This window comes from Thalassospiraceae bacterium LMO-SO8 (assembly GCA_031655335.1).
GTDB lineage: Bacteria > Pseudomonadota > Alphaproteobacteria > Rhodospirillales > Casp-alpha2 > UBA1479.
This window is the reverse complement of sequence record CP134226.1, coordinates 3798353-3816883: the sequence shown is the minus strand read 5'-3', so window position 1 is coordinate 3816883 and position 18531 is coordinate 3798353. Positions and strand designations below refer to the sequence as shown.

Annotated in this window: 1 protein-coding gene; it reads left to right on the top strand. The window is 64.7% G+C overall.

The annotated features are described in order from the left end of the window. Positions 1 to 116: 116 nt before the first annotated feature. The gene (locus tag RJ527_18430; GenBank protein ID WND75984.1) at positions 117 to 18443 is read left to right on the top strand and encodes a FecR domain-containing protein; all 18327 of its coding nucleotides are present in this window, start codon (positions 117 to 119) and stop codon (positions 18441 to 18443) included. The last annotated feature ends 88 nt before the right edge of the window (positions 18444 to 18531 follow it).

Here is an 18531-nt window from a genome sequence, read left to right as displayed (position 1 = left end):
TTTGACATAACCCTGCCAGAAGCGTATATCTGCGCTTACAAATAAAAAGAAAAACAACAACGACTTGGGCTCCGTGATGGCATGTTGGAGCAGCCATCCGTTAGGAGTTCGACAAAATGGCCGAGACCACCCAGACCCCTGGTGGCACCCCCCAGACCCACACCCTGTCGGCGTCTGGCGCTGATGTCTTGACCCTGCCCGAGGGTCTTTCCGTATCCGAAGCCGAGTTCGCGGTCGATGGTTCCGACCTTGTCCTGACCTTCCCCGACGGGTCGAAGGTCACGGTCGAGAACTATTACGAGCAGGCCCAGCCGCCGCAGCTCGCCTCCGCCGATGGCGCCAACCTTTCCGGCGACATGGTGGTCCAGCTCACGGGCACGCCCGACAGCACCAATTCCTCCACGATCCAGCAGTTCGCCGACGCCGCTTCCGGCAGTCAGGTGATCGGCGGCACCGACGGTGCGCCGATCGGCACGGTCAAGACGCTGAGCGGCGAGGTCTGGGTGACCCGCGCCGACGGGACCCGCGTCCAGCTCCAGGCCGGGGACCAGGTTTACCAGGGCGACAGCATCGAAACCGGCCCCAAGGGTGCCATCGGCGTGCTCCTCGCCGACGAAACCACCTTCTCCATGGGGGAAGCCAGCTCGATGGTCCTGGACGAGATGGTCTACGACCCGGCGACCCAGAACGGCTCTCTCAACGTGTCCGTGGTTCAGGGCGTGTTCACCTTCGTGTCCGGTCAGGTCGCCAAGACCGATCCCGACGCCATGAAGATCGATACCCCGGTCGCCACCATCGGTATCCGCGGCACCCAGGTCGGTATCGAAATCCCGCCGGCGGGCGAGGGCGACATGCAGGTCGTCCTGATGCAGGAAGCGGACGGTTTCGTCGGCGAAGTCGTGATCGAGAACAATAGCGGCCAAGTCGTGATGAACCAGGGTGGGGACTTCGTCTCCATCCCGAGCTACGATTCCCAGGCTTCCCAGCGCGGCCACATGAGCGACGACGACATCGTCGAACGCCACGCCACCACCTTGAAGCACCTGCCGGTCGAGTCCACCGACGGCGAGCGCACTTCGGGTAACCACTTCGGTTTGCAGGAAGACATCGAACAGGGCACCAACCAGGAACAGGGGCAGCAGGACGATCAGCCGTCCGCCGAGGAACTGGCGAACACGGAAACCGCCGCCGGCGGCAACCAGGACGAGACCCAGCAGCCGACGCCGGAAGTCGATGCGCAGCCCGAACTGACGGATCAACCCTCGGCCGAGGATCTGAACAACCTGGATACCCAGGCCGGCGGTCAACAGGGCTTTCAGGAAGACTTCACCGACGTTACGACCGAAATCGATCCCTTCGCCCCGAATACCCAGGATACGGGAGTGGGTGAGAACACCCCCCCCGCAAACAACACGACGCCCGGGACCAGCACGGGCACTTCGTCAAATAACTCGAGCGAGACCGAACAGGTCTTCGTCGGCGACGGTGCCTCAGTCAATGCAGGCGCTGGAAGCGGTTCCGAAGACGGTGCGATCAGTCTGCCGTTGACGGTCAACAAGGTCGATGCGAACGACACCCTGTCGGTGACCTTGACCGGAATTCCCGAGGGTTCTGTCCTGCGCAGCAATGGCGCTGAAATCCAGGTAACCGGCGGCACGGCGATTTTGACCGAGGCCCAGATCTCCGGCCTGAACATCACGCCGCCGGAAAACTATTCCGGCAGCTTCAATATCGGTGTGTCCGCGACCACGATCGAAGGCGGGGTGATCTCCAACGCGACCACAGGCACCATCAGCGTCGACGTGACGGGTGTCGCCGACGCGCCGACGTTGACCATGTCGGTCGGCGACGAAGTGTCAGGCGCGGTGCCGTTGAACATCACCGCGACGACGCCGGACACCGACGGCAGCGAAACCGTCAGCGTCACGATCAGTGACATTCCGGTCGGGGCGACCCTCAATCTGGGCGGCGGCCTGACCTTCACGGCGACGGACGGCAACACCAGCATTACCTTGACGCCGGAACAGCTTTCCGGGCTGACCATCGTTCCGGTCGGCGAGGACGAATTCACCCTCAGCGTCACGGCGACGACGACGGAGACGGACGGCGACAGTGTGACGCTGGCTCCGCAGTCCCTGGTTGTTGATCCGGCCAATTTGGCCGACGGCGCGACCCTTGTATTGGGTGATGTCAGCGGCAACGAAGACACGGCCATCGCCCTGCCGGTTACCATCGACAAGGCGGATGACAGCGAAACGGCCGAGATTACTTTGTCCGGCATCCCGCAAGGCGCCACGTTGTCCAATGCCAACGGTCCGATCACGGTCAACGAAGACGGTACGGTGGTTCTCAGCGAGGCCGATCTGGAAGGCTTGCAGATCACTCCGCCCGCCAACAGCGATGCGGACATGTCCATCGGCGTTTCCGTCGTCACCATCGACGGCGACAGCACGTCCGAGCCGACGACCGGCACGATCACCGTCGGTGTTGACGGCGTGGCGGATGTCCCGACCTTGAGCGTCGATAGTTCCCTGTCCGGCGTCGAAGACGGCGGCCCGATCGCCCTCGATATTTCGTCCGCGCTGACCGATACGGACGGCTCGGAAACCCTCAGCGTGACCATTTCCGATATTCCGCCGGGTGCGACCATTACGCTGGCCAACGGCATTTCCTTCACGGCGTCCGAGGGCAATACCTCGGTCGATCTGTCGCCGTCGCAGTTGCAGGGCTTGACCGTAACCCCGGCCGCGGACAGCGGCGTCGACTTTGCATTGACCGTGACCGCGACCTCGACGGAAGCGGACGGTGACACGGCGACCCAGACCGCGACCATCGACGTTGCCGTTGCGTCCCAGGCCGATGCGCCGACGGTCACCGTCGATGCCGCGTCCGGTCTGGAAGACGGCGGCCCGATCGCGCTCAACATCGATCCGCAGGCCGCTGCCGAGGACATCAACGGCGAAGTCGTCTCCGTGACCATCACGGGCGTGCCCGAGGGTGCGACGCTTTCCGCCGGTACGTTCAACGCCGACACGGGTGAATGGACGGTCGACGCGGCGGATGTGGACGGCCTCACGGTCTCCTTGCCGGAAGATTTCGACACGGACTTCTCGCTGCAAGTTTCCGCCACCGCCCAGGAAACCGATCCGGAAACGGGTGCGGTGACCACGGCGACTTCCACCCCGGTCGCGCTTGACGTTTCCGTCGTCGCCCAGGTCGATGCGCCGACGGTCGGCGCCACCGCCGCTTCTGGGGCCGAAGATACGGCCATTCCGCTGAACATCGATCCGCAGGCCGCAGCCGAAGACATCAATGGCGAAGTCACTGGGGTGACGATTTCGGGTATCCCCGTGGGCGCCACCCTGAATCTGCCGGGTGGCCTGTCGTTCACGGCGACGGATGCAAATTCGAGCGTAACGCTGACGCCGGCGCAGCTTGAAGGCCTGACCATCACGCCGCTGGCCGATAGTGCCGACGACTTCCAGCTGACGGTAACGGCGACGGCCACCGAAACCGATCCGGACACGGGCGAGGTCACCACGGCGACCTCCGATCCCGTCACCTTGGACGTGACCGTCCAAGGCGTCGCCGATGGCGCGCAGGTGGGCGACACGGTTGCCACGGGCACCGAGGACACCGCGATTCCGTTCACGGTCGACGTGTCGGAGTTGGACACGGACGGCTCGGAAACGCTTTCCGTGACGCTGTCGAACATCCCCGAGGGCGCGGTCATCACGCGCAACGGCGAAGTTCTTGAAATCGTTGACGGTCAGGTGACCTTGAGTGAGGGCGAGCTGGAGGGGCTGGCGATTCTGCCGCCGGCCGATTTCTCGGGCAACCTCGATCTGACCGTCTCGGCGACGACGACGGACGAGGGCGACGTGTCGGAAACGGCGCTCGGCTCGATCTCCATCGATGTTTCCGGCGTTGCCGATGGGGCTGCCCTGAATTTCGATACGGCTGCGGGCGACGAAGACACGGCCATCGCCTTGCCGATCTCCATCGACAAGGCCGATGACAGCGAAACCGCCGAAATCACGCTTTCCGGTATTCCTGAGGGGGCCGTTCTGGCCAACGCCAATGGTCCGATCATCGTCAACGAAGACGGCACTGTTGTCCTCAGCGAAGCCGATCTGGAAGGGTTGCAGATCACCCCGCCGGCCAACAGCGACGCGGATATGCCCATCGGCGTTTCCGTCGTCACCATGGACGGCGACAGCACATCCGAGCCGACGACCGGCACGATCACCGTCGGTGTCGATGGTGTCGCCGATGTGCCGGCGCTGGAAGTGGGTTCGGCGGTTGAGGGAACCGGGTTCCGCGGCGATGCGATCCCGCTGGATATCGCCTCTGCCCTGACGGATACCGACGGCTCCGAGACTCTTTCTGTGTCCATTTCCGGCGTGCCCGCCGGTGCCACGCTCAGCGCCGGCACCTACGACGCCGAGACCGATACCTGGACCCTGACGCCCCAGGAACTGGAGGGGCTGTCCGTCAGCGTCGCCGACGACTATGACACCGATTTTCAGTTGACCGTGGCCGCGACCTCGACGGAAGCGGACGGTGACACGGCGACCCAGACCGCGACCATCGATGTTGACGTCAACCGCGACGTCCTGACCGGCGGCGGCGATACGTTCCAGATGGATGACGATGCGGTCGTCTACGCGGGCGAGGGCGACGACACCATCACCGGCACCGACGGCGACGACGCCATTTTCGGCGAGGCCGGAAACGACATTCTCATCGGCGGCGCCGGCAGTGATCTGCTGGATGGCGGCGACGGCATCGATACGGTCGATTTCTCGGCTCTGGATCCGGATTCACCGCTGTACATCGACCTCGGCGAAGGCGAAGCGACGGTCGGCGACGATCTCGATACCCTTGTCAGCATCGAGAACGTGATCGGCGGCGCCGGAGACGACATCATCGTCGGTTCCGACGGCGACAACGTGCTGGCCGGCGGTCTTGGCGACGATACGTTCACCGGCGGCGGCGGCGATGACACAATCATCGGCGGCGACGGCACGGATACCGCCGTGTTCGAAGACAATTTCGAGGAATTCACCGTCAATCTGGACAGCGACAGCGGCGAACTGAGCGTCGGTGGCAGCGACCTCGACGGCAACGACACCCTGATCGACGTCGAGGTTCTGCAGTTCGGCGACCTGACCATCACGGTCGAGGACCTGCTGAACGCGGCCATGCCCGACCTGGACGTGTCGGCGGTCGACACCAGCACGGTCGAAGACGTGCCGGTCGCCCTGCCGATCAGCGCCTCCCTGGCCGACGGCGTCGCCGACGGAACCGAGACTCTCAGCGTGACCCTGTCCGGCATTCCCGAAGGGGCGGTGCTGAGTGTGGACGGCGTACCGCTTGACGTTGTCGACGGCGCCATCACCTTCTCCGACGGCGTGGTGCCCGAAGGCCTGGCCATCCTGCCGCCGCCCAACAGCGCGGAAGACATGCAGATCACCGTCAGCGCCACCTCCCAGTCCGTGGCGACCGTGGACGGCGTGGCCCAGACCACGACCAGCGAACAGGTTCTGAACGTCACCGTGGCCCCCGACGCGGAAGCGCCCGTGGTGACCGCCGCCGGGGCGGATGCCCTGACCTTCAACGAAGATGCCGGGGCCATCGACGTCGGCGCCCTGTTCGGCGCCGTGACTGTGGAGCCGGGCGAGGAAATCGCCTCCTTCACCATCGGTGGCCTGCCGGAAGGGGTGACTTTGTCCGGCCCCTTCACCGAAAACACCGACGGTACCTTCACCATCGAAGCCGCAGACCTGGGCGATGTGAAGCTCAACCTGCCGGAAGACTTCGACGAGAACTTCACGCTACAGGTTTCGGCCACGGCCTCGCAGACCGATCCGGAAACGGGCGCCGTCGATTACGAAACGTCCGCGCCCATCGACGTGCCGTTGAACATCATCGCTCAGGCCGATGCGCCGACGGTCACCGTCGATGCCGCGTCCGGTCTGGAAGACGGCGGCCCGATCGCGCTCAACATCGATCCGCAGGCCGCTGCCGAGGACATCAACGGCGAGGTTGTCTCCGTGACGATTACCGGCGTGCCCGAGGGTGCGGCGCTGTCCGCAGGTACGTTCAACGCCGAGACGGGTGAATGGACGGTCGCAGCGGCGGACGTGGAAGGCCTCACGGTCTCCTTGCCGGAAGACTTCGACACGGACTTCTCGCTGCAAGTTTCCGCCACGGCGCAGGAAACGGATCCCGACACGGGCGAGATCACCACGGCGACTTCCACCCCGGTCGCGCTTGACGTTTCCGTCGTCGCCCAGGTCGATGCGCCGACGGTCGATGTCGAAGCGGCTTCCGGCAACGAAGACACCGCCATCGCGCTGGATATCGATCCGGCCGTCGCCGGCCAGGACCTCCAGGGAGAGGTGACCTCGGTGACGATCTCGGGCATCCCCGTGGGCGCGACCCTGAATCTGCCGGGCGGCCTGACCTTCACGGCGACGGACGCCAATTCGACCGTCTCTCTGACCCCGGCGCAGCTTGAAGGTCTGACCATTACGCCGCTGGCCGACAGCGCCGACGACTTCCAGCTGACCGTCACGGCGACGGCGACGGAAACGGACCCGGATACGGGTGAGGTCACCACGGCGACCTCCGATCCGGTCGCCCTGGACGTCACCGTCCAAGGCGTGGCCGACGGCGCCCAGGTGACGGACACCGCGGCCAGCGGCACCGAAGATACGGCCATTCCGTTCACGGTCGACGTGTCGGAGTTGGACACGGACGGCTCGGAAACGCTTTCCGTGACGCTGTCGAACATCCCCGAAGGAGCGGTCATCACCCGCAACGGCGAAGCGCTTGAAATCGTCAACGGCCAGGTGACCCTGGCCGAAGGCGAACTCGACGGCTTGGCGATCACGCCGCCGGCCGATTTCTCGGGCGATCTCGACCTGACCGTCTCGGCCACCACGACGGACGAGGGCGACGTGTCGGAAGCGGCACTGGGCACCGTGTCCATCGACGTGAGCGGCGTGGCCGACGCCCCCGAGCTGGACCTAAACGATGCGACAGGCAACGAAGACACGGCGATCCCGCTGGATATTTCGGCGACCCTGCCGGATGGTTCGGAAGCGCTCAGCCTCAGTATCTCCGGCATTCCCGATAACGCCACGCTGACCATCACCAATTCGGGCGGACAACAGGTTCCGGTGAATGTGGTCGACGGTGTCGCGGAAATTCCGGCAGGCCTGATCGGCGGCCAGATCTACATCACTCCGCCGACCGACAGCGCGGACGACTTCCAGTTGTCCGTGACGGCCACTTCCAGGGACGGTGACTCCACCGCCACTTCGACGGGCACCCTCGACGTGACCGTTCAGGGTGTCGCCGACGGCGCCCAGGTGACCGATACCGCGGCTTCCGGTGTCGAGGACACGGCCATTCCGTTCTCGGTCGATGTGTCGGAACTGGACACGGACGGCTCGGAATCCCTTTCCGTCACGTTGTCGAACATCCCCGAGGGCGCGGTCATCCTGCGCAATGGCGAGCCGGTTGCGGTCAACGAAGACGGCACGGTGACCCTGGCCGAGGGCGAATTGGACGGACTGGCGGTCCTGCCGCCGGCCGATTTCTCCGGTGCCTTCGACATCGCCGTGTCGGCGACGACCACGGACGAAGGCGATGTGTCCGAAGCGGCGCTCGGCTCGATCTCCGTCGATGTGGCGGGGCAGGCTGATGGCGCGGCCCTGAACGTGGCCGATATCTCGGGCGACGAAGACACGGGCATCGCCCTGCCGATCACCATCGACAAGGCCGATGACAGTGAAACCGCCGAAATCACGCTTTCCGGTATTCCGGAAGGGGCGATCCTGTCCAACGCCAGCGGTCCGATTTCCGTGGTCGACGGCATCGCGGTGCTGACCGAAGCGGACCTTGCCGGCCTGCAGATCACGCCGCCGGCCGACAGCGATGCGGATTTCAACGTCGGTGTTTCCGTCGTCACGACGGACGGTGTTTCGGTCTCCGATCCCGCGACCGGCACGATCAGCGTCGGCGTCGACGGCGTCGCCGACGTGCCGGCCCTGACGGTCGACAGCGCCGTTTCCGGCGCGGAAGACGGCGGCCCGATCGCGCTCGACATCGCCTCGTCCCTGACCGATGTGGATGGCTCGGAAAGCCTCAGCATCACCATCTCTGGCGTGCCCGCGGACGCCACGCTGTCCGCTGGCACGAAGAACGAAGACGGCACCTGGACTCTGTCCTCGGGCGACCTCGACGGTCTGTCCGTCACCCCAGGCGCCGACAGCGGCGAAGACTTCCAGCTGACCGTGACCGCGACCTCGACGGAAGCGGACGGCGGCGACACGGCGGTCCAGACGGCGACCATCGACGTTTCGGTCGCATCGCAGGCCGATGCCCCGACGATGACCGTCGATGCGGCCTCTGGCCTTGAAGACGGCGCGGCCATCCCGCTCAACATCGACGCCGCGGCAGCAGCCGAGGACGTACAGGGCGAAGTGACCGGGTTCACCATCTCCGACATCCCGGTCGGCGCCGTCCTGAACCTGGGCGGTGGCTTCCAGTTCACGGCGACGGAAGGCAACACGTCCGTCAACCTGACCCCGGCCATGGTCGAAAATCTGTCCATCGACCTGCCGGAAGATTTCGACGAGAACTTCTCGCTGCAAGTCTCAGCCACGGCCCAGGAACGTGATCCGGATACGGGTGCCATCACCACGGCAACCAGCACGCCGGTTCCTCTGAATGTCGAGGTGGTGGCCCAGGCCGATGCCCCGACGGTCGCGACCCAGGATGCATCCGGCGTGGAAGACGGCGGCCCGATTGCCCTGAACATCGACGCCGACGCGGCGGCCGAGGACATCAACGGCGAAGTCGTCTCCGTGACGATCGCCGGCGTGCCCGAGGGCGCGACGCTGTCCGCCGGTACGTTCAACGCTGACACGGGCGAATGGACGGTTGCGGCGGCGGACGTGGAAGGCCTTACGGTCTCCCTGCCGGAAGACTTCGACACGGACTTCTCGCTGCAAGTTTCCGCCACGGCCCAGGAAACCGATCCGGAAACGGGTGCGGTGACCACGGCGACTTCCGCGCCGGTTGCGCTCGACGTGTCGGTCGCGGCGCAAGTCGATGCGCCGACCGTGACGGTCGATGCGGCGTCTGGTATCGAAGACGGCGGCGCCATTCCGCTGAATATCGACGCCGAAGCGGCAGCCAGTGACATCAACGGCGAAGTGGTCTCCGTGACCGTGTCCGACATCCCGGTCGGCGCCACCCTGAACCTGGGCGGCGGCTTCCAGTTCACGGCGACGGAAGGCAATACCTCCGTCAGTCTGACGCCGGAGATGGTCGAAGGCCTGTCCATCTCCCTGCCGGAAGATTTTGACGAAGATTTCTCGCTCACCGTCACCGCTACGGCGGAGGAAATCGATCCGGAAACCGGCGAAACGTCTTCCGCGACCAGTGCGCCCGTATCCCTGGCGGTCGCGGTCGACGCCGTGGCCGATGCCCCGACGGTTGACGTCAGCAACGCTTCCGGCACGGAAGACGGCGGTCCCATCGCGCTGGATATCGATCCGGCCGCGGCCGCCGAAGACATCAACGGTGAAGTCGTGTCGGTGACCATTTCGGGCGTGCCCGAGGGTGCCACGCTCTCCGCCGGTTCCTTCAATGCCGAGACCGGCGAATGGACGGTCGATGCGGCAGACGTGGACGGCCTGACAGTCTCCCTGCCGGAAGACTTCGATACAGACTTCACGTTGCAGGTTTCTGCGACAGCCCAGGAAACCGATCCGGAAACGGGTACGGTGACGACGGTGACGTCTACGCCGGTTGCGCTCGGCGTATCCGTTGCGTCGCAGGTCGATGCCCCGACGGTGACCGTGGATGCGGCGGCGGGTGACGAAGACACCGCCATCGCGTTGAACATCGACGCCGACGCGGCGGCCCAGGACATCAACGGCGAGGTGACGGGGGTCACGATCTCCGGCATTCCGGCTGGTGCGACCCTGACCCTGCCGGGCGGCTTGACCTTCACCGCTTCGGAAACCAGCAACAGCGTCACCTTGACGCCGGCGCAGCTGGAAGGCCTGACCATCACGCCATTGGCCGACAGCAGCGACGATTTCCAGCTGACGATCACCGCCACGGCCACGGAAACCGATCCGGAAACCGGTGCGGTGACCACGGCGACCTCGGCACCGGCCACCCTCGATGTAACCGTGCAGGGCATCGCCGACGGCGCCCAGGTGACCGATACGACGGCCTCCGGCGCCGAAGACACGGCCATTCCGCTGACCATCGATGTGACGGAACTGGATACCGACGGTTCGGAAACCCTGTCCGTCACCCTGTCCAACATTCCCGAAGGCGCGGTGCTGACTCGTAACGGCGAGCCCCTTGAAATCGTCAACGGCTCCGTGACCCTGGGTGAGGGCGAACTGGACGGCTTGGAAATCACGCCGCCGGCCGACTTCGCGGGCAACTTCGACATCACCGTGTCGGCGACGACCACGGACGAGGGCGATATGTCCGAAACCGCGACCGGCACGATCAGTGTCGATGTGAGCGGCGGCGCCGACGGTGCGACGGTTACCTTGGGCGCGGCCCAGGGCGACGAAGACACGGCCATTGCTCTGCCGATCACCATCGACAAGGCGGACGAAAGCGAAACGGCGCAGATCACCCTGTCCGGCATTCCGCAGGGTGCGGTGCTGTCCAACGCCAACGGTCCGATCAATGTGACCGACGGCGTCGCGGTGCTGAGCGAAGCGGACCTTGCCGGCCTGCAGATCAAGGCGCCCGCAGACAGCGGCGCGGACTTCCAGCTCGACGTTTCCGTGGTGACCACGGACGGCGACAGCACATCCGAACCGGCGACCGGCACCATCAACGTGGGTGTCGATGCCGTGGCCGACGTGCCGAGCCTTACCGTCGGCAGCGTCACCGGCGGCGAAGATACGGCGATCCCGCTGAACATCGCGGCCGGACTGACCGACACGGACGGCTCGGAAGTTCTCAGCGTCACCATTTCCGACGTCCCCCCGGGCGCGGTGCTGACCCTGGCGGACGGCTCGTCCTTCACGGCGACGCCGGAAAACACCACCTTCCTGTTCGCCGGTGACCAGCTTGACGGCCTGACCATCACGCCGCCGGAAAATTCCGATGAGGACTTCTCCCTGAACGTGGTCGCGACGTCGCTCGACACCGATCCGGACACGGGCGCGGTGACGACCAGTTCGGTCGAAGGCGCCATGACCGTCAGCGTCGATCCGGAAGCGGATGCGCCGACCTTGGTGCTCGACAATGCGGCGGGCGATGAGGACGCGGCCATTGCGCTGAACATCGATGCCGGCCTGACGGACGCCTCGGAAGTTCTCAGCGTGACGATTTCCGACATCCCGGAAGGGGCCACGCTGACGCTTGCCAACGGCACCGAGTTCACGGCGTCGGAAGGCAACACCAGCTATGACATCGATCCGTCGGATCTGGCGGGCCTGACCATCACGCCGCCGGATGACTCCAACGAAGATTTCAACCTGACGGTGACGGCGACCTCGACGGAATCGGACGGTTCCACGTCGACCACGTCGTCGGCGTTGAACGTCAACGTCACGGGCGTCGCCGACCTGCCGACCCTGTCCGTGACCCTGGGTGAGGGCACCCCGGGCACCACGGGCGGCGGCGAAGGCGCCGGGTTCGTCATCGACACCAGCGGTGCCATCGACGTGACCGGCAGCAACGAGCAGACCCATCACGGGACCACCGGCAACGATACCTTCCTGGTCGATCGCAACCTGAACCAGAACGAAAATTTCAACATGAAGACCGGTGGCGACATCGTGGTGGTCAACGGCAACACGGCCGGCGGCACCAACTTCAACATGGGTGAAGGCAACGATATGGTCGTCATCAACGGCGATATCGGCGGCAACACGAACGTCAACGGTAGCGGCCAGGAAGACGTGCTGATCCTCGGCAAGTCCTCCGATCACTATCAGTTCCAGAACTACACCGAGAGCGCCAGCGGCCTGATCAATACCCAGATCATCGATCTGGACACGGGGCAGACGCTGACCGTCAACAACATCGAAACCATCGCCTTCGGTGACGGCGAATATCGCGGCAACGCCGACCTTCTGCCGAACTACAACTCCGGTGGCGAGTCCGTGGTGACCTATCCGTTGGACATCACCTCCGAGTTGCAGGATATCGACGGCTCCGAAACCCTGTCGATCACGGTTTCGGGCCTGCCCGAAGGGGCGGTCCTGTCTGCCGGCGAGCAGAATGAGGACGGCAGCTGGACGCTCGACCCGAGCGATCTGGCGGACCTGACCCTGACCGTGCCGAGCACGGCGGAATCCTTCGGTCTGTCCGTCACCGCGACCTCGACGGAAGATGACGGCGATACGGCCAGCGTTTCGACCTCGGTCGGCGTGACCGTGGACGACACCGCCTCCGACCCGAGCCTGAACCTGACTGACGCGGCCGGCACGGAAGACCAGCCCATTCCGCTGGACATCTCCGCCGCCCTGACCGACACGGACGGTTCGGAATCCCTCAGCATCACCCTGTCGGGCATTCCCGACGGCGCCGTGCTGAAATCCGGCGACACGGTGCTGGTGGTTGAAAACGGCGAGATCACCTTCGAAGACGGCGTGGTGCCCGATAACCTGACCATTCAGGCGCCGGACAACTCCGACGAAGACTTCGCGCTGACCGTTTCGGCGACGTCGACGGAATCCTCCACGGGCGACCAGTCGACCGTTACCTCGACCCTGAACGTCGCCGTGACCGGCGACGCCGATGCCCCGACCCTGACGGTCGACCTGGGCGCCGGCGTGCCGGCGGGCGGCTCGGAAGAGGTGCCGGGCAGCGTGACGATCACCAACGCGGCCCAAGGTCAGGCCGGTTACCACAACACCTATGGCTACTATGTCATTGGCGAGGACGGCGCGCCCCAGTCGGGCCAGATTATCTGGGCCGACGTGAAGGACAGCGTGGGCGACACGTTCACCCTGGACGGCGTCGATCCGGAAGACATCGGCTTCTTCATCATCCCGAACGGCGACGATCTGAACAACAATCTGTCCGACGGCATGAACGTGACCTTCACCCAGGGCCAGGACGGCAACTGGCATGTGGTCGGTCCCAACGGCCAGGTTCTGTCCGGCCAGGGCGACCCGGTGCTGTTCGACGACCCGACGCTCAACGAAGGCAATTTCGACTACACTCAGGACACCAATCAGCCCGGCAACCAGAATTGGGAAGACCTGGCCGGCGGCGGCGACAACGACTTCAACGACATCAACATCAATGTCGAAACGGTCGCCACGCAGCCCGGCACGGGTGGCCCGGAATTCGTCGAGTACCCGCTGAACATCAATGCGGCGCTGGTGGATATCGACGGTTCGGAAAGCCTGTCGGCGACGCTCAGCGGGATGCCCGCCGGTGCCGTCGTGACGCTCGCGGACGGAACCGAATTCACCATCACCAGCCCGACCAGCGGCATCGAGTTGACCAGCACGCAGCTTCAGGGCATCACCCTGACGGTGCCCGCGGGCTCGGAAGACTTCGACCTTCAGGTCACGGCGACGGCGACGGAAGCCGACGGCGACACGGCCACCGTGTCGACCAGCGTCGGTGTGGACGTGCCGGTGTTCGACAGTGAAGCCTCGGACCCGTCGCTGACCGTCTCCGACGCCGCGGGTGTCGAGGACGGGACCATCCCGCTCGACATCGCGGCGGCCCTGACCGATACGGACGGTTCGGAATCCCTCAGCATCACCCTGTCGGGCATTCCCGATGGCGCCGTGCTGAAATCCGGCGATACGGTGCTGGCGGTCGAAAACGGTGAAATCACTTTCGCCGACGGCGTGGTCCCGGAAAACCTGACGATCCAGCCGCCAACCAATTCCGGCGCCGACTTCGACATCACGGTTTCCGCGACGTCGACGGAAGAGGCGGGCGGGGATACCTCGACCACCACGGGCACGATCAACGTCGCCGTGGCGGCCATCGCGGATACGGTGGCCCTGGATGTTTCCGATGCGACGTTCGACGAAGGCGCGACCACCGTGCCGCTCGACATTTCCGCGCAGTTGGGCGACCTGGACGGGTCGGAAGACCTGACCGTGACCATCTCCGGCGTGCCGGAAGGCGTGACGCTGAGCGGTGGGCAGAACAACGGTGATGGGTCCTGGACCCTGTCCGGCGACGACTTGCAGGATCTGACCATGACTCTGCCGAGCGGCGAAAGCACGACCTCGACGCTCTATTCGCAGAACTTCAACAGCCTTTCGGACGGCACCATCGCCGCCGGCGGCGACAATGGATTTACCTCCACGGGTGGTTACTCGGGCAACGACGACCGCACGGCGGTCGACAACGATCGGTTCGAATTCCAGAACCCGACGGGCGGCGATATCTCGACCTGGTCGAGTGCCGCGATTGACATCTCGGGCCAGGAAGACGTGTCCTTCTCCTTCAACATGAAGGGCTACGGCGACATGGAGACGAGCGGTCACGCCGCCGATTACTTCAAGGTCATCGCCGTGGTCGACGGCGTCGAACATGAATTGATGACCCATAACGGTGAGTTGGATAACTGGTCGACCATCACCTTGGACGACATCCCCCAGGGCGACTCCCTGGTCATCAAGATGGAAGTGCGGACCACGGGCGGCGACGAAGTCTACAAGATGGACAACCTGTCGGTCGAAGGCACGACCACAACCGCCGCCGCGCCGGTCGAGGACTTCAATCTGGAGATCACGGCCACGGCCGCCGATACGGATCCCGACACGGGAGCGGTCAGCTATTCCTCGACCGAAGCGAACCTGTTGGTGACGGTCGCGGCGGAAGACGATGCCTCGGCGCCGACGGTGACCGTGTCCGATGCCGCGGGTTCGGAAGACACGCCGATTGCGCTGGACATCACCGCCTTCCTGACCGACCTGGACGGATCGGAGGAAATCTCCTCGATCACCTTGTCGGGCATTCCGGCGGGGGCGACCCTGAACCACGGCACTCTGGACGAAGCCACCGGCGATTGGTCGGTCGAATTGTCGGACTTGGTCGATCTGGAGGTGACTCCGGCGCCCAATTCCAATGACGACTTCCAGATCACCGTTTCCGTGACCTCGACGGAATCCAACGGCGGCGCCACGGCGACCACCACGGCGACCCTCGACGTGGACGTGACCGGCGTGGTCGACGACTTCACGGTCGCGGCCAATGATGCGGCCGGCCAGTCGGGCACGGAACTGCCGCTCGACATCTCTGTCGGTCTGACGGACCTGGACGGCTCGGAAACGGTCAGCGTGACCCTGACGGGTATCCCCGAAGGGGCGACCCTGAACCACGGGACCTTCGACGAAGGCACCGGCAATTGGACCCTGTCCGGCGACGACCTGGACGGCCTGACCATCAGCCTGCCGGAAACGGTCGAGGGCGAAGGTGGCGGCGAGCCGCAAACCCTCTATTCGCAGAACTTCGACAATCTGTCATACGGTGCGACCAGCGCCGGCGGCGATAACGGGTTCTCGACCGATGCGTCTCAGGCGGATGCGCAGAACCACGGTGTCGGCTACGGCGGCTACGTGTTCTCGAAGTCCGATACGGATGCCTACGACAACGACGACGGCGTGATGCAGTGGAATTCCGCCCCGATCGACATCTCCGGCCAGGACGACGTGTCCTTCAGCTTTAAGCTGGGCAGCTACGGCGACCTGGAGAGCGAGGGCGTCTATGCCGACTTCTTCCAGGTCATCGCGGTGGTCGACGGCGTCGAACATGAACTAATGGTCGAAAGCGGTGACGTCTGCTCGCATACCTTCACCTTGGACAATATTCCGGAAGGCGATGAGTTGGTCATCCGCATGGTGTCCAAGACGAATATGACGGACGAGGCCTACAAGATCGACAACCTGGTCGTCGAAGGCACGCCGGCCGCGGCCGAGCCGCTGGAAAGCTTCCAGATCGGTGTCGAGACGACGGTCACGGAAAGCGACGGCGCGTCGGAAACCGTGTCGACGACCCTGAACGTCGACATCAACAACGACGCCGAGGCCGAGGCCCCGACCCTGACGGTGACCGAACAGGCGCCGACCACGGAAGACGTCGCGGTGGCGCTCAATATCGCCGCCGCCCTGACGGACACGGACGGCTCGGAAACCCTCAGCGTGACGCTGTCGGGCATTCCGGACGGCGCCGTTCTGAAGTCGGGCGATACGGTGCTGACGGTCGAGAACGGCGAAATCACCTTCGCCGACGGCGTAGTGCCGGACAATCTGTCCCTGACGCCGCCGGCCAATTCGGACGCCGATATCGAGCTGACGGTTTCCGCCACTTCGACGGAAGCCAACGGCGGCGCGACGACGACCTCCACCTCGACGATCGATATCGACGTGTCGGCCCTGGCCGACGTGCCGACGATCACCAGTGTGACGATCGGCGCGCCGACCGTCACCGAGGGCACGGAAGGGGTCGCCGAGACGGTGACGATTTCGACGGCCAACTTCGGCGAAAACGACGCCGGGTTCTCGATCGCGGGCCGCACCATCAACTCGAACGGAACGCTGTCCGAAGCGTCCACCGACAACGTGTCGACCAACGGCTCGCCGCTCGGCTTCGGCGTCGCCGGTAATGCGTCGGGCGACAGCAACGAGATCGGTTACAGCAACTATCACGACGTTTCGGAAGAACTGATCGTCACCTTCGACGACGATGTGTCCTCGGCCGACGTGTCCTTCGCCTGGCTGGCCTCCAGCGAGCAGGCGTCCTACAAGCTGTTCCGCGACGGTGTCGAAGTCGGCTCCGGCACGGTCAACGGCGTGACGGACGGGATCGACGATCCGGTGACGCTCAGCGCCGACGGCGGATTCGATCAGATCGTGTTCTCTGCCCCCAGCGGCGGTGACGACTACCTGATCAATTCGATCAGCTTCGAAACCCAGGGCGGCACGCCGGACGTGGCCGAGTATCCCATCGACATCGTCGCCGGTCTGGCCGATGCCGACGGCTCGGAAAACCTGTCCGTGACCATCGGCGGCGTGCCCGAAGGGGCCAGCCTGTCCGCCGGTACGGACAACGGCGACGGCACCTGGACGGTTTCCGGCGGCGATCTGGAAGGGCTCAGCCTTTCGGTTCCCTTCGAGGATGAAGTCGAAGCCTTCGATCTGTCCTTCACGGCGACGGCGACGGAACAGTCCAATAACTCCATGGCCACGTCGGCGGCCGTTGTGGTCGCGGCGGCGGCGGTTGTCGCCCCCGAACCGGAACCGGAGCCCGTTCCCGTCGAGGAAGATTTCGACGGCCTGGACATGGACGGCGAAGACAACAACAACGATGAAATGGTCGGTGGCGACACGTCGAGCGATGATTGGACCGGCAACTATCAGGCCCAGACCTTCGCCGGCAGCACGAAGAACGACGACCTCAACACTGGCGGCGGCGGCGATACGCTGTACGGCGGTGCCGGCAACGATGAGCTGACCGGCAGCTGGGGCAACGACACCTTCTTCGGCGGTTCCGGCAACGATGATCTTTCGGGCGGCGACGGCAACGATCAGCTGTTCGGCGGCTCCGGCAACGACGACATCCTTGGCGGCACCGGTAACGACGAGATCCAAGGCGGTTCCGGCAACGACGAGATCGAAGGCAACGACGGTGACGATCTGCTGTACGGCGGCGCCGGCAATGACGAGATCGAAGGCGGCACGGGCCACGACACCATCTACGGCGGGTCCGGCGACGACGAGATCGAAGGCAACGACGGCCAGGACGTTCTCTACGGCGGTTCCGGCAACGATGACATCGAAGGCGGCTCGGGCCACGACACCATCTACGGCGGTTCGGGCAACGACGAGATCGAAGGCGGCGACGGCGAGGATGTCCTCTACGGCGGTTCCGGCAACGACGAGATCGAGGGCGGTTCGGGCCATGACACGGTCCATGGCGGGTCCGGCGACGACGAGATCAAAGGCAACGACGGCGAGGATGTCCTCTACGGCGGTTCCGGCAACGATGAGATCGAGGGCGGTTCCGGCCACGACCAGCTGTTCGGCGGCCTGGGTGACGATTATCTGGAAGGCGGTTCGGGTAACGACATTCTGTTCGGCGGCGCCGGGAATGACGTGCTGAACGGCGGTTCCGGCCAGGACACCTTCATCTTCGACGCCGATAGCGGCCACGACATCATCGAAGACATCATGCTGCAGGACACGCTCGAGTTCCAAGGCGAGCAGTTCGACATGAACGATATGATCTTCTCGGAGAACGAGGAAGGCGACGCGGTTATCTCCTTCGCGGGCAACAACGACATGTCCGTGACCCTGGAGGGCGTCAAGTACAGCGACCTCGACACCAACGGCGACGGCAATGCGTCGGAAGGTTATTCCGTGACGCAGACCGACGACGGGTTCACCGTGAACATCGACGACACCTGACCACACCCCTCTTAGATCAGGTAACTGAAAAGGCCGGACGCGTCATGCGTCCGGCCTCTTTTCTTTTGTATCTCTTTTGTATCGTGGG

Excerpts from the sequence above, each read along its gene's own strand:
- RJ527_18430 (WND75984.1), top strand. The coding sequence starts at position 117 with ATGGCCGAGACCACCCAGACCCCTGGTGGCACCCCCCAGACCCACACC.